Annotated in this window: 15 protein-coding genes; 10 read left to right on the top strand and 5 right to left on the bottom strand. The window is 52.0% G+C overall.

The annotated features are described in order from the left end of the window. Nucleotides 1-94: 94 nt before the first annotated feature. Both F0P93_RS13055 and F0P93_RS13050 read right to left on the bottom strand, forming a co-directional pair. On the bottom strand, nt 95-1,657 hold the full coding sequence (locus F0P93_RS13055) for a SusD/RagB family nutrient-binding outer membrane lipoprotein (RefSeq protein ID WP_150876860.1): 1,563 nt from the start codon (nt 1,655-1,657) through the stop codon (nt 95-97). Between the two features lie 16 nt (nt 1,658-1,673). Then, entirely contained in the window at nt 1,674-5,078 is a 3,405-nt protein-coding gene (locus tag F0P93_RS13050; RefSeq protein ID WP_150876859.1) for a SusC/RagA family TonB-linked outer membrane protein, read from the bottom strand. A gap of 596 nt (nt 5,079-5,674) precedes the next feature. On the opposite strand from F0P93_RS13050, the gene F0P93_RS13045 reads away from it, so the two are divergent. From F0P93_RS13045 to F0P93_RS13030, 4 genes are all read left to right on the top strand, one after another. After that, the gene (locus F0P93_RS13045; RefSeq protein WP_150876858.1) at nt 5,675-7,840 is read left to right on the top strand and encodes a TonB-dependent receptor; all 2,166 of its coding nucleotides are present in this window, start codon (nt 5,675-5,677) and stop codon (nt 7,838-7,840) included. A 61-nt stretch (nt 7,841-7,901) separates the two neighbouring features. Next, nucleotides 7,902-8,546, top strand: coding sequence for a hypothetical protein (locus F0P93_RS13040; protein WP_150876857.1), 645 nt, complete (start codon nt 7,902-7,904; stop codon nt 8,544-8,546). A gap of 17 nt (nt 8,547-8,563) precedes the next feature. Further along, nucleotides 8,564-9,730: a sensor histidine kinase gene (locus tag F0P93_RS13035; RefSeq protein WP_191908805.1), complete on the top strand. Its 1,167-nt coding sequence runs from the start codon at nt 8,564-8,566 to the stop codon at nt 9,728-9,730. Further along, the gene (locus tag F0P93_RS13030; RefSeq protein WP_150876855.1) at nt 9,727-10,500 is read left to right on the top strand and encodes a LytR/AlgR family response regulator transcription factor; all 774 of its coding nucleotides are present in this window, start codon (nt 9,727-9,729) and stop codon (nt 10,498-10,500) included. The genes F0P93_RS13035 and F0P93_RS13030 overlap by 4 nt, the downstream gene beginning before the upstream one ends. Before the next feature lie 11 nt (nt 10,501-10,511). On the opposite strand, the gene F0P93_RS13025 is transcribed toward F0P93_RS13030, so the two are convergent. Next, complete coding sequence (locus F0P93_RS13025; RefSeq protein ID WP_191908804.1) at nt 10,512-14,621, bottom strand: hybrid sensor histidine kinase/response regulator transcription factor; 4,110 nt, start codon at nt 14,619-14,621, stop codon at nt 10,512-10,514. 524 nt (nt 14,622-15,145) lie between these two features. Here F0P93_RS13025 and F0P93_RS13020 point away from each other — a divergent pair. From F0P93_RS13020 to F0P93_RS12995, 6 genes are all read left to right on the top strand, one after another. Next, nucleotides 15,146-15,856, top strand: coding sequence for a LytR/AlgR family response regulator transcription factor (locus F0P93_RS13020; RefSeq protein WP_191908803.1), 711 nt, complete (start codon nt 15,146-15,148; stop codon nt 15,854-15,856). Nucleotides 15,857-16,079: 223 nt separating this feature from the next. Then, nucleotides 16,080-16,820 carry an undecaprenyl pyrophosphate synthase gene (gene uppS / locus F0P93_RS13015; RefSeq protein WP_150876852.1) on the top strand — a complete coding sequence of 247 codons (741 nt, stop codon included), beginning with the start codon at nt 16,080-16,082 and terminating at the stop codon, nt 16,818-16,820. A 33-nt stretch (nt 16,821-16,853) separates the two neighbouring features. Then, nucleotides 16,854-19,469: an outer membrane protein assembly factor BamA gene (bamA, locus tag F0P93_RS13010; protein WP_225309474.1), complete on the top strand. Its 2,616-nt coding sequence runs from the start codon at nt 16,854-16,856 to the stop codon at nt 19,467-19,469. A gap of 116 nt (nt 19,470-19,585) precedes the next feature. Beyond that, nucleotides 19,586-20,227: an OmpH/Skp family outer membrane protein gene (locus F0P93_RS13005; protein ID WP_150876850.1), complete on the top strand. Its 642-nt coding sequence runs from the start codon at nt 19,586-19,588 to the stop codon at nt 20,225-20,227. A 10-nt stretch (nt 20,228-20,237) separates the two neighbouring features. Further along, nucleotides 20,238-20,879 (top strand): OmpH/Skp family outer membrane protein, encoded by a 642-nt coding sequence (locus F0P93_RS13000; RefSeq protein WP_150876849.1) that lies wholly within the window; start codon nt 20,238-20,240, stop codon nt 20,877-20,879. Nucleotides 20,880-21,109: 230 nt separating this feature from the next. After that, a complete protein-coding gene (locus F0P93_RS12995) occupies nt 21,110-22,729 on the top strand; it encodes a hypothetical protein (RefSeq protein WP_150876848.1) in 1,620 nt (539 codons plus the stop codon). 267 nt (nt 22,730-22,996) lie between these two features. Here F0P93_RS12995 and F0P93_RS12990 read toward each other — a convergent pair whose 3' ends face one another. Then, nucleotides 22,997-23,776: a lipoprotein signal peptidase gene (locus F0P93_RS12990; RefSeq protein WP_150876847.1), complete on the bottom strand. Its 780-nt coding sequence runs from the start codon at nt 23,774-23,776 to the stop codon at nt 22,997-22,999. A 97-nt stretch (nt 23,777-23,873) separates the two neighbouring features. After that, nucleotides 23,874-25,082: a proline dehydrogenase family protein gene (locus F0P93_RS12985; RefSeq protein WP_225309473.1), complete on the bottom strand. Its 1,209-nt coding sequence runs from the start codon at nt 25,080-25,082 to the stop codon at nt 23,874-23,876. Nucleotides 25,083-25,139: the final 57 nt, after the last annotated feature.

Genomic DNA, 25,139 nt, shown 5'->3' with positions numbered 1-25,139 from the left:
TCCATAACACCAACCCAAAAAAATAGCACCAGGAAGATCCCGGTGCTATTTTGTTTGTCAATTTAATCGGTACTCGAAAACGATCTATCGTTGCCTATTTATCCCACCAGACAACGCTGGAGAGCGTGTTGGTGCCGCCCTGCCGTGTTCGTGCTTCGATGAAATTGGTTTTGTTGTACGTTTCTTCCGAATCGGGAACCACAAAGCGGGTTGGGATTTTTCCGCCCGTCAGGTTGCCCGGATAATTGGTCGGCGTCAGCACCGGATAGCCGGTCCGGCGCCAGTTGGCAAAAATCTCGTATTCGTCTTCCAGGAAAAGCGACACCCACTTTTGGGTCTGGATCTGTTCCATTTGCTGCGCCACGGTCCCACCGGTTTTGTACGGATTGAGGGCCAGGTACGCGTTGACCTTGGCCTCGGAGATTGCCCCACCGGTTCCAAACAGCGACCATTGCCGCATCCCGGCTCTAACGGCATTGGCATACGCCGTTGCCGCCGTTGTTCCGCTGGCCCAACCCCGTACGGAAGCTTCCGCCAGCAACAGGTTCGTTTCGGCATTGCCAAACACGATCAAGGGCGCACTGTATTTCAGCAGCGTGTTCGGATTGGGTTCAGAAAACGTGTTGAAGTTGGCTGGCAGGTTGTTGTAAGCCGCGTTGGGCATTCCGCTTTGCAAAGCCGTTGTGGTATCAGCCGTAAACGTTTTGCCGTCGGCAGACGTCCAGACGATGGAAATCACGTTCAGACGCGGATCTTTGGTGTTTTTCAAATAATCGATCAGCGTTTTGGCAAATTTGCCGCCTTCCACATTGTCGCCACCGGGTGTGATGTAATCGGTGCTGAGCAAACCGTTGGCAATGAAATTGCGGCTGGCGGTTTGCGAACCGTCCACGTAGGCAATGACGGCCCGGTCGGCATCCTCCAGAATCACGCCCCCGGCGATGGCTTTTTCAACCCAGGTTTTGGCCGTAGCCGCATCCACTTCGGTCAGGCGCATGCCCAGCCGCAGCATCAGCGAGTAGGCGAATTTTTTCCACTTCACCACGTCGCCCCCAAACATCAGGTCGGCTGAACCAAAAGTGGCCTTGGTGGCATCGAAAGCCGCAATCGACTGTTCCAGTTCTTTCAGCAAATCGGCGTAAATCGCCTGCTGGGTGTCGTATTTAGGGCCGTAATTCTTGTCAGAAAGGGCCTTTCCAGCCTCGAAATACGGAATGTCACCGTACAAATCCGTCAGCCGGTGAAATACATACGCCTTCCAGATGCGGGCCGCCGACAGTTTGTTCACGCTGGCCGGATTGGTCGAAACCGCATCGATCACCTGGCGGATGGAAACGATCGCGCCCTGCCCGGCACCGGTTCCGGCGTAGGCATTCCAGTTGCCGGTCGAATAGCTGAAATTGAAGTATTTGTCACCAGCCGCCGGGACCTCCTTGTAGGTAGCAAAGTGCTGCATCGACTGCCCGATGGTCAGGTAAGCCGCCCCGGTAAAGTTGGTGCTTACGCCGTCCAGCAAGGCGCGGGTGAACATGTATTCGGGAATGACTTCGGAATATTTATTGGGGTCCACGTTCATTTCCTCAAAACCCTTGTCGCAGGAAGACAACAGGAAGAACAATGGGGCCGCACACAGTATTTTTTGGATCAGACGCTTCATCGTGAGATAGTTTTAATTAGAATTTCACCATTAAATTCACACCAAGACTGCGGGTTCTGGGCACCCCAAAGGCTTCCAGACCCTGGGCGTTGGTGCTCGTATAGCCCGATTCAGGATCGAAATACTGGTTCTTTTTGTCCTTGTACAGAATCGCGAGGTTACGCGCCACGAAGGAAATCGAAGCCGATTGCAGTTTCAGGAACGACAGCTTGCTGACGGGTAGGTTGTAGCTCAAAACTACCTGACGAAGCTTTACGAAGTCGTTGTTGAACATGAACATGGCGGTGTAATTCTTGTCGTTGTCGTAGTAAGTGTCTACCTCTTCTTTTTTCCAGGTTTTGGTAAACGGATTGCCTTCGGGGGTGACACCGGTTACGGTGACACCGGTTTCACGACCCGGCAGCGTTTCCTGCGGCAGACCAAACCGGTAGGCATACTGGTAGAGGTTCGAATACACAATGCTGCCGAACTTGCCGTCGATCAGGAAATTGAGCGAGAAGTTTTTATACCGGAAATTGTTGGTAATCCCCATCGTGAGCGGAGGAGTGCCCTGCCCGATTTCCTGCAGATCGCCCCGAACGGCATAACCGCTGGCGGTATTGAAAACGACGTTGCCATTGGCATCGGTTTTCTTCTGGTATCCCCAAACCGTTCCATACGGGCGGTTCAGGACGTTCCGCACCAGACCACCACCCACACCGCTGCCGACGTCGATGCCGGTCAGCCCTTCGGCCAGCCGCTCGATCTTGCTTTTGTTGTAGGCCATGTTGAAGCTGACATCCCAGCCGAAAGCGCCTTTGGCAACGGGCGTGCCGGTCAGCAGCAGTTCCACGCCTTTGTTGCTCAACTCACCCACGTTCAGCAGGGCCGAGGTGTAGCCCGACGACAGGGCGATGTTGGACGTTACGATGTCGTCCGTGGTTTTCCGGTTGTAAAACGTCAGGTCGATGCCCAGGCGGTTGTTCAGGAATTTGGCTTCAAGACCGCCTTCGTAGGTGGTGGATGTCAGCGGTTTCAGATCCGGGTTGGGCACCTGCGACGACGACAACACCTGCACCGGACGACCATTGTGACCACCCTGCTGCATCGAGTAATACTGGTAAATCTGGTAGGCATTCACCGTAGCACCACCCACCTGCGCCCACGAGGCCCGCAGTTTGGCAAAGCTGATGGCTTTCGGCAAGCGGAACGCATCCGACAGAATCAGCGAGCCACCGATCGACGGGTAGAAAATGCTGTTGCTTTTCGGATTCAGAACCGAGAACCAGTCCTGCCGACCGGAAACCGTCAGGTACGCCAGACCCTTGTAGCCAAAATCGACCGAACCAAACACGGAATTGATCGCGCTTTTCAGATACGTCGGCGTGGTCGTCGATGCGGCCAGGTTGGTGTAGCTGTAGAAATAAGGCACCGTAAACTCGCTGCCCGCGATCACTGTCTGGTCGTAAATGGCGCGTTGCGAATTGGCTCCCAACATCGCCGTAAAGCTCAGTTCCTTGAAAAACGTGGTGTTATAGTTCAGCGTCAACATGCCGTTGGTTTCCGACGACGTCGTTTTCCGGGCTTCATACGTTCCCAGCGGCTGGTAGGCATTGTTGGTCGGCTGTACGTATTCCGACGAGAAGCTGTAATAATCCTGGCTCACGCTGCCTTTCAGATACAGGTTGTCCAGAATGTCGTAACGAATGCTTCCCTGACTCAGAAACCGGTTTTTGGTGTCGTCGTTTTTGAACTTGTTGACCACAAAATAGGGGTTCGGGGCGGCTGGAACCGGGTTCCACTCTACTTCTTTGCCCGTCAAAGGGTCATACCCCGGCGAAAGGCTGCGGATGTCAACCACGTTGGCCACCAGATACGTCGCCCAGTGCGGGTTCATGTCGGCGTACCCCACTTTGGGGCGGTTTTTGCCTTCTTCCAGGTTATACTGGAACACGGTTTCGATGCTCAGCTTCTTGCCCAAAAAAGCGTTCAGGTTCAAATTGGCGATTCGGCGGGTGAACGACGAGTTCGGCACGATGCTGTTGGAACTGGTGTTGTTCAGACCCAGGCGGAAATTGACCGATTCGTTGCCGCCCGTGAAAGCTACCGAGTTGATGTAGTTGCTTCCGGTGCGGTAGAAGTTTTTCAGGTTGTCTTTCTGGGGCGAATACGGGTGCAACTGGCCGTCGACCTGAATGGTGGGCTGGCCGTCCATCCGCGCTCCATACGACAGGCGTCCCGTACTTTTGGCTTCCGTCAGCGTGGTCGGTTTTTTGCCGTCCAGACCCTGACCGAACTCATACTGCCAGTTCGGAATCACGGCGATGTCTTCAAACGTTGTGTTGCTGTTGATTTCCACCCCGATTCCCTTCTGACCGCGTCCTTTTTTGGTCGTGATCAAAATCACCCCGTTGGAGGCCCGGGCGCCGTAAAGAGCTGCTGCGGGGCCACCTTTCAAAACGCTGATGGATTCGATGTCGTCGGGGTTGATCCCGCCGATCCCGTCGCCCCGGTCGACGTTCATCCCGTTGCCGTCCGAAGCCGTGCCACCGCCCGGAATGCTGTTGTCCATCGGCATCCCGTTGATCACATACAAAGGCTGGTTGTTGCCGTTCAGCGAACCGTTTCCGCGGATGATGATCCGGCTCGAACCACCGGGGCCGGTGGCCATACCGGTGGCGTTCACCCCGGCAATTTTACCGGTCAGGGCGTTGGCGACGTTGTTTTCGCGGGCCTGCGTAAATTCACTGCCTTTCACCTCCGAAACGGAATAAGCCAGTGCTTTTTTCTCCCGCGCAATCCCGAGGGCCGTTACGACCACTTCGTTCAGCGACTTGGCTTCCGGAGCCAGTTGCACCGAAAGCGTCGTCTGGTTACCCACCGTTACTTCTTTGGAGGTATACCCTACGAAGCTGAAAATCAGGACGGCAGTCTGAACTTCCGCATCCGGAATCTCCAGTTTGTACTGCCCTTCGGCGTCGGAAGAAGTTCCCCGCTGGGTGCCTTTCACCAGAACGCTGACGCCGGGGAGTCCGACACCGTTTTCGTCTGATACTTTCCCCGTTACATTGCGTTTGGGTGCTTCTTTGACACTGGCTGGTGCGACTTCGACCGGACCCGGAGCGCGTTTCAGGATAATTTTGTCCTGCACGACTTCGTAAACCACCTTATGCGGGGTCAGTATTTTTTCCAATACGCCCGAAAGCGCTTCGTCCTGAAACCGGAAAGTGTATTTCTGGTTGCTGAAAACCTGGGGATTGTACATGAATTTGACTTTCGTCATCTTCTCAATTTTCTCCAGCGCCTTCTCGACATCGACATTGGTTAGCAGCAGCGTTACTTTTTGCTCCAGCACTTTCTGACCCCGTACGTCATGGGCGTGGGCCAGCGGAGTTAAAATAATGAATAGAGACAGCAGGGATTGATACAGAGCAACGCGCATAATCGTCTGTAAAACAGGATGAATAGGTAGGTGTCTTAACATAATGTTGGTCTTGTCGGTTAAAATTCGGCGTAATGATTCCCAATCCATCCACTGGGGATGTAGCAAAACGAGCATAGAAACGAAGGGGATCAACTGACCGGTAATGGATGTCCCACCACCGGCTTTATTAAATAGTCAGCAATGAAGTTTCTTCATAGGCTTCCGTATTTTTTGTCTACAGGATCGTTAGGTTGGTAATTTTTTAGGGTTGTTGGTCCATTTATGGTGGCTAACGCGCCAGCCACCATAAACCAAATACCGTAAACTGAAAACCGTATAATATGGCAGATTTGAGCTAAAGATGCAGTAACCGGTAGTCAATACTCTTTTTGCTGAAATTATTTTTGGGGTAATTTTAGAAATCTGAAATAATATATGGCAGAAAGGCCAGAAATGCGGCTTACTTCTTAAATTTTTTTACAAAAGCGGTTCGCGAACCTCAATCATCGGCCATTTCTCCCGGTTTATTCCGCCTAAATTGTTCTTCGTCGGAAACCGCTTCAATTCCGGGTTCCGGTCGGGTAGCTTTGAAACCGTATTCGAAGTGATCCGCCATGAAACAACCATTACTCTGCTGTTGCGCCCTGTTTTTTCCGTCCTTCGCCTGGGCGCAAACGACGATCACCGGTAAAATCACGGATCGCAAAGGCAATGGCTTGCCCGGTGCCAACGTCTTCATCGCCGGTTCCTACGATGGCGCTAATACCGATGCCACCGGCGCGTTCAGCTTCCAGACCAGCCAGCCAGACACGGCCACCATCGCGGTGAGTTTTGTCGGCTACGAACCGTTCCAACAAAAGCTCCGGCTGAGTCAACCCACCATTCTCTTCACCGCAAAATTGCAGGAAACCGCCACGATGCTCAATACCGTCGTCATTACAGCGGGGGCCTTCGAAGCCAGCGACGAAAAACGCCAGACGGTTTTGAAACCGCTCGACATTGTGACGACCGCCAGCGGGGGTGCCGACATTCCGGCGGTGATGCAGTTGCTGCCCGGTGCGCAGCGCGTCGGCGACCAAACCGGTTTGTTCGTGCGGGGTGGGTCGGCTTCCGAAACCCGCACGATTATCGACGGTCTGGTGGTTCAGAATCCGTTTACGAGTGGCGGGCCGGATGTGTCGCAGCGGAGCCGGTTTTCGCCTTTTCTGTTCAAAGGAACGGCGTTCAGTACGGGCGGTTATTCGGCGCAATACGGTCAGGCGCTTTCGTCGGTGTTGTCGCTGAACACCAAAGACCGGGCGGAAGACAACGACGGCATCAGCGTCGGACTCAATGCCGCCGGGGTCACTTTGTCGGCTTTCAAAAAAGAACGGATAACGTTTTCGGTGAATTATACCAACCTGAATCCGCTATTCAACGTCCTGAAACAGAACATCAACTGGATTCACGCACCCGAAGCGGGCGGCACGTCGGTCATTCTGACGCAGCCCATCGGCAAACGCGGGTTGCTGAAACACTACACCGACGTGTCGGCCAGCCACCAGTCCCTCTCATTCCGGAATTTTACCGGCGACTTCCGGGCGTCGCCCTTCACGGTTCGGAACCACAACGCGCTTTCGATGACGACCTTTCAAACGACCTGGGACGAAGGGCGCTGGGGCCTGCAAACCGGTTTGAGCTACAACTACAACCGCGACCGGCTGGGCATCGATACCGTTCAGGCCCGGACGCAGGAACAGCGGATGCAGGGGCGGGTGGTGGTGACGCGCTCGCTGAGCGACAAGGTTTCGTTGCTGGCCGGGGCCGAACTCCATCGGTATACCTACCAAAACCGCTACGGAATCTGGGGCGGCTCATTGACGGACTGGTATTCAGCGGTTTTTGTCGAAACCGAAGTGTTTTTTACCCGAAAACTGGCCGTTCGGGCGGGGTTGCGCGGGGAGCGGACGTCGGTCATTGGTCGGGCGAATCTATCGCCCCGGCTTTCGATGGCCTACAAAACCGATTCCTACGGACAGGTCTCGCTGGCCGCCGGTCAGTTTTACCAAACACCCGACCAGACCTACCTGCTGACCAATCCGACGCTGCGGTTCGAGCAGGCCAATCACCTGATTTTGAACTACCAGCGCATTCGGGATAACCGGACGTTCCGGGTCGAAACCTTCTACAAAGATTATCGACATCTGGTACGGGAAAACACCAACGGTTTTTATGACCCCAACCCATACCGGTTTCCAACCAGCCGAACCAACAACAGCGGTTTCGGCTATGCGCAGGGATTTGACGTGTTCTGGCGCGACAAACGGTCGATGAAAAACGTCGATTACTGGGTTTCGTATTCGTTTCTGGATACCAAACGCCTGTTCCGGAATTATCCGGTTGAAGCCATGCCGACCTTCGCGGCCACGCACACGTTGAACCTCGTTTTCAAAAAATACATCCCGGCGCTGGGCATCAATACCGGGGCCACGTATTCGCTCGCCAGCGGTCGGCCTTATTACAATCCAGGCAGCGATCAGTTTCTGAGTGACAAAACCCGTCCCTACAGCAGTCTGAGCCTGAACATGAGTTACATCAAAATTCTGCCGCGAAAATTTCTGGTCCTTTACGCATCGGTGGAAAACGTGCTCGGAACGAAAAATACCTACGGCTACCGGTACACGCCCGACGGCAGCCAGAAGTTTGCGGTCGTGCCGCCGTTTTACCGGTTTTTCTTCCTCGGGGCGGTGTTGAGCCTGACCCGAAAACCGATCGATCCTGAACTGATTAGTAATCCATAAGGTGCCCGCAGACTTCAACCATTCAACCATCTCTTTCAACCATTTCTAACCATCTAAAACCATGAAAAAAACCGTTCTTTTTCTGACCCTCGCCCTGGGAATTGGGGCCAATGCCCACGCGCAAAATGAGAAGTACACGAAAGCGATGGAAGGCGCGATTGCTACCGTGAAATTTATGACGCCCACCCCGGAATTGCAGCAAACCGCCGGGCAGTTCGAGCGCATCGCCAATGCCGAAACCGCAGAATGGCTACCGGCTTATTGGGCGGCTTATACCTACGCGCTGCTCTCGTTCAAGGAAACGGATGCCGCTAAAAAAGATGCGCTGCTCGACAAGGCTGCTGCATTTTACCGGAACGTCGCACAAAAACAGCCGGATAACGACGAAACGATGGTGTTGGCGGCTCAACTGGCCAGTGCCCGGCTGGCCATCGACCCGGAAAACCGCTGGCAGCAATACGTGCCGGAATTTGAAGCGGCTCTCGGCAAAGCTAAAGCGAAAAATGCTGAAAACCCGCGTATTTACGCGCTTCAGGGCCAATCGCTGTTTTACACCCCCGAGCAATATGGCGGGGGAAAAGTCGTGGCCTGCCCGGTGTTGAAACAAGCCGCCGAAAAATTCGCTACTTTCAAACCGGCATCGACCATTCACCCCAGTTGGGGCGTGGAAACGAATCAGTATTTACTGAGCCAGTGTGGTCAGTAATGAATCCTAAACCGCCTATGAGTTCCTTTCAACGTCTGAAATCCGGAAGCTGGTTTGTGCAGAATAACCTGCGCGACTGGTTGATTTCGATTGTCGTTTGCGCGATGTTGGTATACGGCCTGAGTGGAATCATTTATTTCACGCTGGAACTGATTAACCCGACCGGTGAGTACATAGAAATCACCATCATGATTTGTTTAAATAACCTGATCAGTGCGGTTTTTGTATTGCTGATTTGTTCATTTTTCGGGTTGATCGCGCATCGTTTTTCGTCGGTTCTGGGGCAGCACCTGGTTCTGTCGCTCATCTTACTGGTGGTGGTAGGAGGGATCAATTTTCTAATGTGGAAAGGATGGATTCTTACGTATTTTAACCAGCCGCAGACCTTTCTCTACCGAAGTCGTGGGAATAATACCTCGATTCTTTACCTGTTGGGGCCGATTGGGGTCGGCAACCTGTTTTTTTATTTCCAGCAACGGGCCCGCCATGTGACGCGCAAAATTACCGAACAGGAATACCAGTTGCTGCACCTGGAACAACTGAAAACCCGGGCCGAACTGGAAGCCCTGCAAGCCAAAATTAATCCACATTTTCTGTATAACGCCCTGAATTCCATCGCCAGTCTCGTTCACGACGAACCCGACCGGGCCGAACGCATGGTGGTGCTGCTGTCGAAACTGTTTCGGTATACGACCGGCATGAAAAACCGGTATTTCAACACCATTGCCGACGAACTGGAGATGGTTCGGACGTATCTGGACGTGGAGCAGGTGCGCTTCGGCGACCGGCTGACCTACCGCATCGATTTGCTCAATCCGGCTTTGAACGAGGTTCAGATTCCGCAGTTTTTGCTGCAACCACTGGTCGAGAATGCCATCAAACACGGAATTTCGAAAGTGGCCGGGCCGGGCGCCATTATTCTGCGGATTACGGAAGAAGAAGGCTGGCTCAGTTGCCGGATTCACGACAACGGGCCGGTATTTCCGGAAGAACTCGTGGCCGGCTACGGACTGCAAAGCATTCAGGACAAGCTGAAACTGCTGTATGGCAACGATGCCCGTCTGATCGTTGAAAATAAACCGCGTAAAGAAGTGGTAGTGCAGATAAAAAAAGAACGGCTGAATAACCCTCCGGATGCGATTCGAAAAACACTATTTGTTGAAAACCAACCGATTCAATCATGAAAGTGGCTACCGAATTTCCGCTCCGAACCTTGTTGGTGGACGACGAACCCCTGGCCATCAACCGGCTCCGGCGTTTGTTGGGTGCGTATGGCGACACGTTTGAGATTGTGGGCGAAGCGGGGAATGGGCTGGAAGGCCTGAAAGCCGTGGAAGCCCTCGAACCGGATCTTATTTTTCTGGATATTGAAATGCCGGGACTGAACGGTTTTGAGATGCTGGCGAAACTGCCGTATCTGCCGATTGTGGTTTTTGCCACGGCCTACGACGATTATGCCGTGCGGGCTTTCGAAGAAAACTCCATCGACTACCTCCTGAAACCCATTGAGCCGGAGCGTCTGGAAAAAACGGTCGAGCGCATTCGCAAATCGCATTCGGCACCGACGGGTTCCAGTCCGGATTTACGGCACGTTCTGGAACTGCTGAAACCCAAAAAAGAACTGCATTCCATTTCGGTCAAAACCGGCGACCGCATTTTGCTGATTCCGCTCGCCAGCATTGCCTATTTTGAAGCCGAAGACAAATACGTGTTTCTCCATACCGTTGACGGCCAGCAGTTTCTGACCAACCATACCATTTCGACGTTGGAAGAAAAATTGCCGGATTCGTTCACCCGGATTAGCCGCTCGACTCTTCTGAATTCCCGCCATATTCAGGAAATTCAGCGGCATTTTAACGGAAAGTATGCGGTTATCATGCGGGACAAAAAAGCTACACAGCTACTAACCGGAAGCAGTTTTCATGACAATCTGAAAAGCCTGATGGAATTATAAAAGTGCCCAAGCTACGATACGTCTGCCGTCCGGAGAAAGGTTGCCGGATACCGGCCAAAGCGATTCAGAAACAGCCGCGAAAAATAGACAACATCCTGAAAACCAACGGCATAACATACTTCTTTAACTGTACTGTACTGCTGGTTTTCGAGCCATTCGCGGGCGGTTTGAAGCCGGATTTCCTGCATGAACTGATTGGGCGAGAAACCGGTCAGCTTCTTCAGTCGCCGGTATAACTGCCGCTCGCTGCTGTGAACGGCGTCGGCAATCGAATGGACCTGAAACTGGGTATTGGTCAGATTTTTCAGAATCAGTTGCTCAATCTGCAAAAGCCATTCTTCGTCCATCGGAACCGGCGAGCCAGCGGTTTCGGACGGAAGCTGCTGCTGCCAGGCGGTACGTTCCTGCGAGCGTTCGAGCAGATTACCGATGCGGGTGATCAGCTCATCCTGGTCGAACGGTTTGGTAACGTAATCGGCAACGCCCAGGCGGAGGGCTTCGAGTTTGACGTCCTGGCTGGTTCGGGCGGTCAGCATCAGCACCGGGATCGCGCGAACTGTCGGTTGCTGGCGAATCTGGTTGACCAGGGCCAATCCGTCCATATCCGGCATCATCAGATCGGTAACAATCAGGTTGGGCTGGTCGGCCACCGGCAGGGCACTCAGCCACTGCCAGGCTTCCCGTCCGTTTCGCGTCACGTGGAGGAGGTAATACGGACTCAGGATCGTTTCCAGATACTCCGCCATGTCGGGATTGTCTTCGACCAGTAAAATTCGGGTAGACAAATGGTGGTTTTTAGCTTCGGCCAAAACCGGCTCGGGGTTTTTGGTTTCCGGTGCCGGAATTGTTTCCTGCGGAGCAGTTGGCTGGTAGGGACAGGTCAGGGCAAATGTGCTGCCTTTCCCCAGGGTGCTGTCGACCGTTAAACCTCCACCCCAGAGTTTACAATATTCCATCGACAAAGCCAGCCCGATTCCGGTGCCTCCCCGCAGCGGAGCATCGGGTTGTTGTGACTGGTAATACCGTTCAAAAATGTGGGGTAGGTCGTTCGGGTGAATGCCGCTGCCGGTGTCGCTCACTTCGATGTGCACCCAGTCTGCCGGTTCGAATAAGCGGACGGTAACCGATCCACCGGCGGGGGTAAAATGCAGCGCATTGGCCAGCAGGTTTTTCAAAACCGTCTCCATTTTGGCTACATCCAGCAAAAGCCAGACCGGTTTTGAGGTTCCTGTCACGGTTAGATGAATACCGGTGTACTCTGCCTGGGGGGTAAAGGAAGAAACCGTCTGATTGATGAGTGCACACAGGTCGGCGGGCTGTTTTGTCAACTGCATCGGGTTGACGTCGAGTTTGGAGAGGTCGAGCAAATCGCTGACCATGGCCAGCAACTGTCGGGCATTGCGGTCCATGCCGGCCAACAACCGGGCGGTAGCCGGCTCGGTAGTCCGTTTGGATAAATACGCCAGCGGACCCAGCAGCAGGGTCAGTGGGGTCCGAAATTCGTGCGAAACGTTCGCGAAGAACCGGGCTTTCAGCGTGGCACTGGCCTGCAAATCGGTGGCCTGTTGCTGGATCAGGGCCTTGTCGTTTTCAATTTGTGCGGTTCGGCGGGTTACTTCCGCTTCCAGCCGTTTGGTTTCCCGAATCAACCGTTCGTTTCGCCACCGGAAAATACCAACGATTACCCACAAGAGGCTCAGGAGACACAGAATTACGAACCACGGCTGTTGATAAAACGGGGTCAAAACCGTAATGGGAATTGTGAGGGTGTCGGATACCCACTGTCCATTAGGATTTTGCGCCCGCACCTGAAGTTGGTATTGGCCGGGGGGCAGACCATTGATCGCCACATCCCGCCGGAGTTGGGACGTCCAATAATTCTGCCAGCCGACAATGCGGTAGGATAACCGAAATTGACGGCCGTAGCGGTAATCGAGCAGTGCAAAAGTCAGAGAGAACGACCGGTTTTGGGTAGGAATGGAAATCTGTTGATCCCGGTTGAAATCCGCAAGATGATCCGTGCGCTGGCCGGTGCTGGCGTTGAGCTGTTCATAATCCGTCACCATGAGAGGAACAACGACCGGTTTTTCGAGCATCTGTCTATCGGGCCGGAAGGCCGTCACGCCGTTCAATCCGCCCAAAAAGAGTTGACCGTCCGGAGCCAGAAAATAGGAAGCCAGGTTAAATTCTTCGTGCGTAATGCCATCCTGCGGCAGAAAGACCTGGGTTTGGTGAGTTTTCTTCTGAAACCGCATGAGGCCGTAGCTACTGGGCAGCCAGAGACGTCCCTGGCGGTCTTCATGAATCGAATAGATTTCGTTGTTGGAAAGCCCGGTTTCCCGCGTGAATTGTTGCCAGCGACCGGTTTGGCGTTCCCACCGGATTAACCCTCCTCCGCGTGTGGCCAGCCAGTAGATACCGGGTTGGCTGCGGTCGGGATGAACAAAGGTAAGGTGGTCGAAGGGAAGGTGATAGGGGGCAGGGTCCTGCGAACTGTAGCGGGCCGTTATGCCCCGGAGTGTGTCGAGCAGATACAGACCCGACGAAGCGGCCACCCAGAGGCCCCCGGCGGAGGAATCCGGAAAAAAACCGTTGACCCGATTTTTCGCCAGTTCCCGGTATTGGTTATACTTTCTGAACGGTTGGTCTCGTTTCCGGTGGTTGTCAAAATACGAAAGGCCTTCATCGAAACCCAGCCAGAAATTGTGTCGACCGTCCTGCCAGAGCGCCCAGCAAAGGCTTGCCGGATTTGTTAGGGGATATTTTTGGATCTCCAGCGTTATTGGATTGACCCGGGCCAGAAAGTGGCCGGTTGCCGGGGCCCAAATCGCCTGATCATGACCCCGGACGACGGGGCCATAGGTTCCCAAAACCACCTGTGGACTTTGTCCGGTTTTCAGGTTCAGTAACTGACTGGTACCAAAATAAGGCCAGTTTGCATTGATCCAGAGCCAGTCGCCAACCTGAGCAATGCCCCGGGTGCTCAGGTTAGGTGTGGCGGTTTCTTGGTCGGAGTTATAGAAATGCCGTTGAAAAGGGTTTGGTTCGACGGTCATCAAAAAAAAGCCATTGTTGGTACCGATCCAAACAGCGCCAGTTCGGTCAACGAATAGTTGATTGAATTCGTCTACGCTGGTGACCGGAAAGCCCGATGCGGCCAGGTTGAAAACGATACCGTGTTTGGGGCTCCAGGCGAACAGGACGCTTTTGCTAATAATCCAAAACAACTGGTGTCTGGCGTCGTAGGTCATTTTACAGCCCTTTCCCGTAAATTTATACTGATTGGGGGCCGGGAACGGATTGGCCGGAAAAGAAATCGGCACATTGATCAGCCTTCCGTCTTCAGTAAGTCGATAGAGCAAGCGATCTACCTGGTGTTCAGTCAGATGGGGAGAGTCCTGTGCCTTGTTGCCGGGGGAAAAGAATTTTTCATTGTTCAGGTAAATCGTTCCCAGGCGGTCTACCCACACCGGAAACAGCCGATTCGGTATGGCTTGCCGCCGGCGAACGGTTCCGTTGGACCAAAGTTCGACTAATTCGTTCAGGAAGGGAATTTGGCTGGTAGGGTAGCGTGTTGGTTCCCGGGAGAAAACCAGCAGTAGGGTCCCGGTAGGCGTCACATGCAGATTAATGAGTTTGTCGGACGATGAAACGAGTTGATTGGATGATACGGTATGGTGATACAACCGCTTGAAATGACCTTTTCCCTCATACCGCCAAATGTCGCCATTCCGCAAGGGCACCAGGATAGGGTCTGTTGACTGCCGGGGACCATTCTCCTGCGAACCAATTTCGATCATCTCATCGGCATCAAAAGGGAGCTTTCGGTGAAAAAAAGCTTCAAATGAAGTGGGCTTCTGCTGCCCCGGAGCCAGGATTTCAATCTGTTCATGGTCGCTGGACGACCAGGCTTTAAAAAACCATAGATTCCGTTCTGAATCAGTACGAATGGCATGAACTACGGAAGCCAATGAACTTTCCCTGGCAGATTGTTCGGGCGGAAGTGCCTTGAACGAATGGCTGTCGAATCGATACGCATTATTCATGGTACCAATCCAGGCAAAGCCTTGATGATCCTGCCCGATGGTCATCACGATCCGATTGGGTAACCCTTCTGCCACGGAATAATGCTGTACTTTGATGGTATACGGCGTGTCCGCACACGCGGGGCTTACCCCAAGAAACCCGCCCGTCAGCAGGAGGCCGATGCACAGATAGCACCAACGCGTTGAAGTCCAATTTCGCCCACTTGTCCCCAGTTTTGTCCTTACCATCCTGCTTTATCGAAAAAACACCTCTCCAAACACGTTATTTTACCCTTTTTGGCAGGATTGCCCTAGTATTTTGGCAGGATTGCCATGTTTTTCTGTCCGTCCTTTGTGCTATCGTTCAAAGCGAGAGTACCACCCGGTCCGCCCTGAATACCCTTCTCCGATAAGAAGGATTTAAAGATAGGCCTTTTTGAAGGTTGGGCGTTGTTTCCAGTTGATCGGGATCGCGGTTTTGTGTGGTTTTTTTTCACGTTTGTGTACTAAATCGTTCAGTTCAATACAGTATTGGTTGAATTGATACCTTTTTGGGAACCCCGGAAATTTTCCGCAGATAACGTTTCTCAAACCTGAATTTCAGTCTACTACGAATGATTATGAATCTACAAAAATGCCTCATTGTGGATGACTCGGCCAAAGCCGGGACGGAGTTGAGAGATTACATTACCCAATTGCCGTTTTTTTTACCACCCGACGTGTGCCATTCCGTGACCGAAGCCCTGGGATTGCTTCGTCAAAAGTCATACAATCTGGTGTGTCTGGACATGCACCGGCCGGGTCTGAACGGATTCGACTTAATTGGCTCCTTTTCAAAACACGTTCCGGTTATTGTGACCTCGACCAATGCGGAGTATGCGGTCGACAGTTTCGATCTGGGTATTGTCGATTATGTGCTCAAGCCCTTCACCTTTCTGCGTTTTACGCGGGCCATCAACCGGGCGCTGAGTGTTCGGCTTACGCCCGGAAGCCAGACTGGTTATCCCTTCATTTTCCTGAAAACCGGGCACACGTTTCAGCGGTTTGATTACACGGATATCGACTACGTACAGGCCTACGGTATTTATTGTAAGATTGCCGGACAACAAAAAGTCGTTGCTGTCAACGACACCATTTCCAACCTCGAAAATGTCCTTCCCCGGCAACAATTCCTGCGGGTTCATAAATCCTACATTGTCAACCTGTCTAAAATTACCAGTTATTCCTACCGGAGCATCTCCGTTGGAAGCCACCAGATTCCACTGGGAGCGGCTTACCGGGAGCGGTTTCAGGGTTTTCTGGGATTGCTTGGCAAAAAAAGCGACGCCTGACACCCGTTGCAGTACCACCTACCCCTACTTTATCCCCAACAGGGTCTAAAAGCGTGAGGGAGTGAAAGATCGATGGCGTGAAAATATAAATCACTCCCTCGTCCCTTCGCTCCCTCATGCCTTTTAAAACCGTGTGCTTTTTAGTAACTTGCAGCCTGATTTTGATCGGCCCACCTCGTCGGGCCGTCTTTATGTTAAAGTTTGTTAAAACGAATCCGGCTGAATGAAAGAACTCATTGACCTGAGCAATCTGCCCCGACACATCGCCGTTATTATGGACGGAAATGGACGCTGGGCCAAAAAGCAGGGAGCTGCACGGGTGTTCGGCCATCGGAATGCAATCAAAGCCGTCAGGGAAGTAACCGAAGGATGTGCAGAACTGGGCGTGAAGTACCTGACACTCTATACCTTTTCCACCGAAAACTGGAGCCGTCCCAAGATGGAAATCGATGCGCTGATGCACCTGCTGGTGCACACCATCCGGGGCGAAGTGCCAACCTTGATGGAAAATAACGTTCGGTTAACGGCCATTGGGAGCATCAGTACGCTGCCCAAAGAGTGCCGGTCGGAACTGGCCGAAGCCATCCGGTTGACCGAAAACAACGACGGCCTGAATTTGAATCTCGCGTTGAGTTATAGCGGTAAATGGGATATTCTGGAGGCCACCAAAAAGCTGGCCCGACAGGTACAGGACGGTACCCTGACGCCCGACCAGATCAATGAAGACGTGTTTGCCGGTGCGTTGGCAACCGAAGGCATCGACGAGGTGGATCTGATGATCCGGACGGGCGGTGATCACCGCATCAGCAATTTTATGCTCTGGCAATTGGCTTACGCAGAACTCTATATTATTAATGACGTGTTGTGGCCCGATTTCCGTAGACCACATTTGTGGGAAGCGATTCTGACCTATCAGAACCGTGAACGGCGTTTTGGAAAAACCAGTGAACAACTCGTAAAGTGACGTATGAAAGGAACTCCTACCACCTTGGTATTTTTGAACAGGAAACGATTTTGGGCGGGAGTGGTCTCGCTGACGCTGTTCATCGCGCTGTCGGCTCAGGCGCAGGTTCGGCCAGGATTCGGGGGCGGGCGCATTACAACGGGCCAGACACCAGTCTCCTCAACACCTTCCCTCATCGATCTGAACTACGCCGATCCAAAAGAGTACGAAATTGAAGGGCTTACCGTAACCGGAAACAAATACCTCGATCCTAACTCCCTGCTCTCGCTGACGGGTTTGAAAGTCGGTGATAAAATCCGGATTCCGGGCGAAGCCATCAACGGGGCCATCAAACGCCTGATGGGACAGGGACTGCTCGAAGACGTCGAGATCCTGGCCACCAAAGTCGACGGTTCGCAGGTAACCCTCAATGTGTCGATCAAAGAGCAACCCCGTCTGTACAAGGTAACGTTCGTCGGGATTAAAAAATCAGAACAGGACGCGCTGAAAGACAAGATAAAATTGAACCTGGGCCGTCTGATTTCCAATACGTTAATCAAAAATACGCAACTGAGTGTGAAGAAGTATTTCGTTGAGAAAGGCTACCTGAACACGAAAGTCAAAATCCTGTCGGTGCCGACCGACAGCACCCGCAACCAGGCCACCATGCGGGTGTCGATCGACAAAGGAAGCAAGGTTAAGATTCATAATATCGAGATCCGCGGCCGGGAACTGGTGGACGAGTCGAAAATCCGAATGAAAATGAAGGGCACCAAACAGATGCGGTTTGGCCGCCTGTTCACACCTTCCAAGTTCGTTCCGAAGAAATTTGAGGAAGACAAACAGAAGATTGTCGAATATTATAACAAGGAAGGCTACCGCGATGCGGCTGTCACCTTCGACTCGGTTTACGCCCACGACGACCGGACCGTCAATATCATCATGAACATTGACGAGGGGCAGAAATACTACGTTCGCACCATCAGCTGGGAAGGCAATTACCTGTATACCGATGAACAGTTAACGCAGGTTCTGGGGCTGAAAAAAGGCGATGTCTATAGCAAAGAGGACATCGAGAAAAAGAAAAACGGGATTCCCGGCAGCGATTTAAGCTCGGCTTACATGGACCGCGGGTACCTGTATTTCAACGCCGAAGACGTAATCAAAAGCGTGGAAGGGGACTCGCTCGATATTGAATTCCGCATTTTTGAAGGCAAGCAGGCCACCATCAACCGGATCATCCTGAACGGAAACACCAAAACCAGCGACCACGTCGTGTTGCGGGAAATCCGGACGCTGCCCGGTCAGAAGTTCAGTAAAACCGACATCATCCGGACGCAGCGCGAATTGTCAACACTGGGGTATTTCGATCCGGAAAAAATCGGCATCAACCCGGTTCCGCAGCCTGACGGCACGGTAGACATCGAATATACGGTCGAAGAAAAACCGAGTGACCAGATTGAATTATCCGGTGGCTGGGGTGGTTACGTCGGGTTTGTCGGTACGCTGGGTCTGGTGTTCAACAACTTCTCGGCGCGCAACATCACGAACATGAAAGCCTGGCGGCCGTTGCCAGCGGGTGACGGGCAGAAACTGGCCCTGCGTTTTCAGGCCAACGGGCGGCAGTTCCAGACCTACTCCCTGACGTTTACCGAACCGTGGCTGGGTGGAAAACGGCCTAACTCGTTCTCCGTCAGTTTGTCGCGGACGGTCTACCGCATTTCGGATTATAACCAGTTGTATACCAACCCGAGTGCCTACGGTAAAAACTTCCTGGGTTCCTACGGAAACACCATGATTTCTCTGGGGCTGGGACGCCGGTTGCGTTTCCCGGATGACTTTTTCCAGTTGAGCAATTCGCTGACCTACCAGCGGTATGAATTGAACAACTACGATATTTTTGGCATCGGTCTGCGCGACGGTACTTCCAATAGCATCACGTTCAACAGCACCCTGGCCCGGAACAGCATCGATAATCCGCAGTTCCCCCGGTCGGGTTCATCAATCTCCCTGCTGGCCACGTTCACCCCACCTTACTCGGCATTCTCGAACAAAACGACGAATGCGAACGTGGACGTGAAAGACCGGTACAAGTGGGTCGAATACCACAAATGGATGTTCGATGCCAGTTGGTTTGCTACCGTGACCGGGAAGCTGGTCTTAAATGCCCGCGCGCACATGGGCTTTCTGGGTCGGTATAACAACCGCACCGTTTTCAGTCCTTTTGAACGGTTTGTGTTGGGTGGTTCAGGTTTGGCCGGTACGGGTCAGTTTGCCCTCGCACAAGACATCATCGGGTTGCGTGGCTACAACGATCGTGACGTTTATACAGGTCTGAATGGTGTTTCACCAACGACTCTGGAACGGTCACAGGGCGGGTTGGCTTTCAGCAAGTATGTGATGGAACTCCGGTATCCGGTCTCCCTGAACCCGTCGGCGACGATTTTCGTTTTGACCTTTCTGGAGGCAGGGAATAACTGGGGAAGTTTCAAAAGTTACAACCCGTTTGACCTGAAACGCTCGGTTGGTGCGGGCGCACGGATCTTTATGCCTGCCTTCGGGTTGATCGGAATTGACTACGGTTACGGTTTCGACCGGATGCCGGGATCTCCGACACGGGTCGGACCGGGTGGTCAGTTCCACTTTACAATCGGACAGCAGATCAGATAAGAAATCGGTCTTCAAGACGTTATTAGAAGATGCAAAACAGGTGACCCATTGACTGTAATGGGTTCATGCAGAATAAAATAATGTCGAAGCACACTGGTTTTGTTTCAAAAAATGTCATGAAAAAAGGACTTATTTTTGTAACTTTGCTCTCCTTTTCGGCTCTTGGGTCGTTACAGGCGCAAAAAATTGGGTATGTAGACTCGGAGTTTATTACGAGCAAGATGCCTGCTTACCAGAAAGCGCTGACGGAGATCGACAAATTTGCCGAGAAATGGTCGAAGGATATTCAGGATAAATATTCGGAGATCGATAAGTTGCAAAAGACCTACCAGGCCGAAGAAATCCTGCTCACGGAAGACATGAAGCGGGATCGGTTGCGGATCATTAGCGATAAAGAGCGCGAAGCGCGGGAGTACAACAATAAAGTGTTTGGGTACGAGGGGTTATTGTTTGAAAAAAAGAAAGACTTGATGAAACCCGTGACCGAAACCGTGATCCGGGCCATCGACAAAGTGGCGGCTCAGAAACGGCTGGACATGGTGCTCGATAAAGCCAGCGAAGGGGTTGTCCTGCTTTTCACCAATCCGAAGCACGATTATACCGATTACGTCATGGAAGAGTTGGGGTTGACGGCCGATCAGAAAGCCAAAACTACCGCAACCTCCGAATCCGTGAGTACCAATCCGCCGGAGAAAGAATTAAACCCGGCCGGTAATTCTAAATCTAATACCAGTAAACCTACAAAACAACCAAAATAACGAGGTAGAAATGAAAAACAAACTCATTGCACTGGCAGTAACTCTGCTATTAGGAGGTAGCCAGGTGTGGGCACAGGCGCAACAACCGGCCACGACAGCGGCCCCGACGGCTTCTGTGAAGATTGGTTATACGAATATGGAATACATCCTGCAAAATATGCCGGAAAGCAAAGATATTCAAAACCAGATTACCATTCAGCGTACGCAGTTGGAGAAAAATTACCAGGAAATGTCCAAGGAGTTTCAGGACAAACTGGCTTCCTACGAAAAAGGTCAGGCCCAGATGTCTGATTTGATCAAAGCGGACAAAGAGAAAGAATTGCAGGGACTGCAGCAGCGGATTCAGGAGTTCCAGGCGAACTCGTCGACGCAGTTGCAAACGAAATACAACCAGTTGGTGAATCCGGTGATGCAGAAAATCCAGAAGAACATCGACGCGGTTGCCAAAGAGAGCGGTTTTACGTTCATCTTTAACCTCGATGCGGGTTCCGGTACGATTCCGGTTCTGCTGTATGCGCCCGAGGAAAACGATGTGACCGAACTGGTATTTAAAAAGATGGGGGTTGCGCTTCCGTCGAAACAGGCAGCCGCTCAACCAGCGGCCAATCCAACGACGGCGAAACCGACGACTCCCGCTCCGAAGAAAAACTAACAGACTCTGTAAAGAGAACGGAAGCCGTCCAGCAATGGGCGGCTTTTTGTTTATCAGCTATCCGTAAACCTGAGATTAAGCGGCTTTTTGCGTCAACTTTTTCTTAAATTAATACAAAATAAAGGGCGCTTTCAGAATCGTTCCATCAATTATACGTTGTGTTTACGGTTTCCATGAAATCTATCTATTATTTTTACGTTACACTTACAAACCATCGGTGACGATTCCTCATGTTTCAAAAAATAGGGAGTATAGTTACTTTATTCGTAATCTTAACCAGACTGACCGCTTTAGCGCAGGAAGCTAAATCTCTTCAAATAATCCTACCTCATCAGTTGGACCGGCAAAACGCGAACTGGAATGTCGTCGCGGAAGGCCAGAGCATTGATGTGCAGATCCGAGTCGCTGGGAGCAAGACCGACTCGGTGACCTATGCCATTAAGCAGGGACAGATGGAAGGCATGACGCTGGACTCCACGGGCCACTTCCGGTGGACGCCGGGTTTTGACATTGCCGACCGGATCAATACGACCAAAAGCGTTCCGCTGATTTTCGAAATTCGCAACAAACAAGGCGAAACCGCCACGCAATCGGTCGATATCAAAGTGCAGCACGTCAACCGACCTCCGATTATTGGTGATTTGCGACCTTTTTACGTTCGGAACAAAACCCAGAATGTTTATAAAATTGACGCGGCCGCCGTTCGCGACGAAGACAATGATCCCGTGGTTTTTATTCCCATTGCCGATCAGATGCCGGAAAATTCGAAACTGACGGCGCAGGGCGAATTTACGTGGCAGTTGTCACTCAACCAGTTCAACCATTTGAGGGCCAACAAGGGGCAATACATTGAATTTTGGGTTGAAGATCAACCCGCCAAATCCCGGACAAAAGGGCGGCTAAAAGTGGAAGTGACGCAGATGGATGTGCCGCCGGAAATCACCCTGATCCCGGAAGAACCACGGGTAAAGATCAAAGAAAACGCGACGGTCAACCTAAAGTTTTACCTGGGCGACCCCAACGGCGACGACGACATTACCACCTTCGATTTTCTGTCGGAAAGCCAGGATGTGCCGAAAAGTGCGCTGCGGAAAAATACCGAAACCAACTATGAGTTCATCTGGAAACCCGGTTATGATTTCGTCAAGGATCCGTATGATTCACTGACGTTTCAGATCGTGTTCTTTGCATTGGATAAGGGCCAGAACCGGGCGGAGCGCAAAATCAATTTTACGATTTATAACGCGGTGAACGAAGATGAAAAAGACCGTTATTATTACGCCCAATACCGTCAGGCACTCGTAACGGCCTGGAATTTACTGGAGCAATTGGGCGAAAAGGAAGAAGAACTGAAAAGAAGCTATCGCCGGGCCAAAAAAGGGAAGCGGAACCGCTCGGTCGCCAATGCCTCGCTGGGGGCCGTAACGGGGGTAACGCCCGCCGTTATTGCCAACAACAAAAGCACGACGGTGCAAACCAATTTACGGTATGTTTCGGCAGTGGGAGGAACAGCGGTTTTGACGATGGGGACGTTGGAGGCTACGGAAGTGATTGGAAAATCGATGAAAGACCTGCTCGACCGGTTCAATTACGTGATGAGCAAAAAAAGTGAACTGCAGAATAAAGGCGATGTTTTTGCCCGTGAATTTGCGTTGAAGGCCACGCGACGGAACCAGGATTTTGTGCGGAAACTGGATGATTTCCGCGCGGCCCTAAGCCTGTCCGGGTTGGTGGCGCTGGAGTTGGATGCCGCCTGGAAAAGCAAGTCGGAAGCGAGCGACAAGGCCCTGAAGCAGATGTTCAAGGATTTTACACCGTTGGAAGAGAAACAGACCAGCAGCCGGCAATAACGTACTCACTAAATAACCGCCGAAGTAAATGTTTATCAGCTCACTGCTTCTGCTGTGGGTAAATTAAAGTGAAACCGAGTCATTGCGAAACCGTTTTAACGGTTTTGAAGGATCATAAAACCGTTAAAACGGTTCTGTGAATAGGGGTTACTTTTTGTTTTTCCCACAGCTAAAGCAGTGGGCTAATAAGCCAAAATGTGAATCCGGCGGTTATTTTGTTTAAATCAGTTAGTACGTGTGATCTTTATTGTTCCCAAATCATATGGATTAAAGTCCGTGAGTACTTTCGTCCGGCGAGTTCCGGGGGCGCTGAGGGCTGGATTGCGGATCGTCCGTTGAAACCGGATCAGGATCTTTTTCGGTTGAATCCGAGTCGGTGGGGGTGGTTTCGCCAAACTCGCTGGCGGGAAGCACCGAGGCCGTATCAGGCGACAGATCGTCGGGCAGCAGGCCGTCCTCTTCGTGTTGCTCCCGGAAAAACCGGCGTTGGAAAAACAGGATGATACAGACGCCGACAAAGATGCAGGAATCCGCAATGTTAAAGATGGGCGTCGAATAGTACTGACCGCCCCAGAGCGGTACCCAATCAGGCAAAAAGCCCTCCCAGACATCCACAAAGACCATATCGATGACCTGCCCGTGAAACCAGGGCGTGGTGGAGCCATAGGGCGCATTGTCGAGAAAAACGCCGTAGAACGTGCTGTCGATGACATTGCCCACGGCACCGGCCAGAATCATTGCCATCGCCCACAACAGCCCGTTGGGGGCACCCCGGTGCGCCAGATGCACCAGATACCAGCCGATACCGGCCATGGCCACCAACCGAAAAAGACTCAGCAGCAATTTGCCGTATTCGTGACCCAACTGCATGCCAAAGGCCATGCCCGGATTCAGTACATAGTGCAATTTAAGCCAGTCACCAATCAACCGGATTTGCCCCGCAAACCCCGGTTCCATATTGAAATGCACCAGGAGTTTGGAGGACTGATCGATCGCAATTAGTAGCAGACTCAACAAAAAAAACTTCAGCGGACTTTTCTTTACCATGACTTATAACATAAAATCACCCGGATGGTCAGACTTGGTCAGCGGCCAGCCGGGTGACGGTTTTGGAGTGTAAAGCTCCTAAAATCGGTCTATCTACTTATTTTTGACAGCTTTTCCGACGTTTCAGCTCATTCTTCACGAGGAGGTACTCACGGCTGCTTTGTCCGGCAATCGACTTGTTTTCGGCGGCCCGGCGGAATAAGTAGGGCATTACGGCTTCAACAGGGCCGTAGGGAACGTATTTGGCCACATTGTAGCCGGCATACGCCAGATTGTACGAAATGTTGTCGCTCATTCCCAGCAACTGCGCAAACCAGATGTGCGTATCGTTGGGTGCAATCCGGAGTTCCTGCATCCGGTTGATGCAATAATGGCAACTGTATTCGTTGTGAGTCCCGAGGCAAATTGACACGGTATCGCGGTTATCGAGGCAAAATTCAACGGACTGGTTGAAATCACGGTCGGTTTCTGCTTTCGTGTGATGAATGGGATCGAGGTATTCTCCTTCGTGGGCCTGAATGCGTTCCTTCTCGATGTAGGCACCCCGTACCAGTTTGGCTCCCAGGAAGTAGCCTTTGGAACGGGCAGTCTGTGTGCTTTTTTTCAGGTTGTCGAAACTGTCGGAGCGGTACAACTGGTAGGTATTGTAGACAATACACTGCTGGTGGTTATACCGGTCCATCATTTCGTAGGCCAGTTTGTCGATGGTATCCTGAATCCAGCTTTCTTCGGCGTCGATAAAAATCCGGACGCTGCGCTCACTGGCTCTTTTGCAGAGGACATCGACCCGTTGGCGAATCCGTTCGTAGGCGTTCTTTTCTTCGTCACTCAATTCCGTTCCGGACTGGGCTTTTTCCAGCAGATCGGTCGAACCGATTCCGGTAACCTTGAAAACACAGAATGGAATGTCGTTCGATTCACTGGCACGCTCGATGGTTCGCAGAATTTCCAGAACCGTTTCGTCGAAAGAGGCTTCATTGTCTTCCCCTTCAACGGAATAATCCAAAATAGTGCCAACGTGGCCGCTGTGCAGTTTTTGGATGGTTTTTTCACAATCGCGGATGGTTTCGCCCCCACAGAACTGCTCGAAAATCGTACTCTTAATGAGTTTTTTTACGGGAAGTTGAAGTTTGAATGCCAGTTTGATAAAAAAAGTGCCTAAATTTACCAGCCAACCTTGATTCATCAACGCAAATAACCAGTACGTTTTACGAAGTTTCCCATTGGACTGGGAGGAGAAGGCAATCGATGTGTCTTCAAACGAGACGGACTTAGTGGTAGTAGCCCGCTGAACGATCGTTGGCATAGAAGATGAACTTCGGTTTGACATAATCACTGTCTGATGCACCAACTTGTGATCCGA

The sequence above is a fragment of the Larkinella humicola genome, from assembly GCF_008727875.1.
GTDB lineage: Bacteria > Bacteroidota > Bacteroidia > Cytophagales > Spirosomataceae > Larkinella > Larkinella humicola.
Note: the sequence above shows the minus strand (reverse complement) of the source record. Positions and strands in the feature narration are given on the sequence as shown.

Excerpts from the sequence above, each read along its gene's own strand:
- F0P93_RS13055 (WP_150876860.1), bottom strand. The coding sequence starts at position 1,657 with ATGAAGCGTCTGATCCAAAAAATACTGTGTGCGGCCCCATTGTTCTTC.
- F0P93_RS13050 (WP_150876859.1), bottom strand. The coding sequence starts at position 5,078 with ATGCGCGTTGCTCTGTATCAATCCCTGCTGTCTCTATTCATTATTTTA.
- F0P93_RS13045 (WP_150876858.1), top strand. The coding sequence starts at position 5,675 with ATGAAACAACCATTACTCTGCTGTTGCGCCCTGTTTTTTCCGTCCTTC.
- F0P93_RS13040 (WP_150876857.1), top strand. The coding sequence starts at position 7,902 with ATGAAAAAAACCGTTCTTTTTCTGACCCTCGCCCTGGGAATTGGGGCC.
- F0P93_RS13035 (WP_191908805.1), top strand. The coding sequence starts at position 8,564 with ATGAGTTCCTTTCAACGTCTGAAATCCGGAAGCTGGTTTGTGCAGAAT.
- F0P93_RS13030 (WP_150876855.1), top strand. The coding sequence starts at position 9,727 with ATGAAAGTGGCTACCGAATTTCCGCTCCGAACCTTGTTGGTGGACGAC.
- F0P93_RS13020 (WP_191908803.1), top strand. The coding sequence starts at position 15,146 with ATGAATCTACAAAAATGCCTCATTGTGGATGACTCGGCCAAAGCCGGG.
- uppS (WP_150876852.1), top strand. The coding sequence starts at position 16,080 with ATGAAAGAACTCATTGACCTGAGCAATCTGCCCCGACACATCGCCGTT.
- F0P93_RS13005 (WP_150876850.1), top strand. The coding sequence starts at position 19,586 with ATGAAAAAAGGACTTATTTTTGTAACTTTGCTCTCCTTTTCGGCTCTT.
- F0P93_RS13000 (WP_150876849.1), top strand. The coding sequence starts at position 20,238 with ATGAAAAACAAACTCATTGCACTGGCAGTAACTCTGCTATTAGGAGGT.
- F0P93_RS12995 (WP_150876848.1), top strand. The coding sequence starts at position 21,110 with ATGTTTCAAAAAATAGGGAGTATAGTTACTTTATTCGTAATCTTAACC.
- F0P93_RS12990 (WP_150876847.1), bottom strand. The coding sequence starts at position 23,776 with ATGGTAAAGAAAAGTCCGCTGAAGTTTTTTTTGTTGAGTCTGCTACTA.
- F0P93_RS12985 (WP_225309473.1), bottom strand. The coding sequence starts at position 25,082 with ATGCCAACGATCGTTCAGCGGGCTACTACCACTAAGTCCGTCTCGTTT.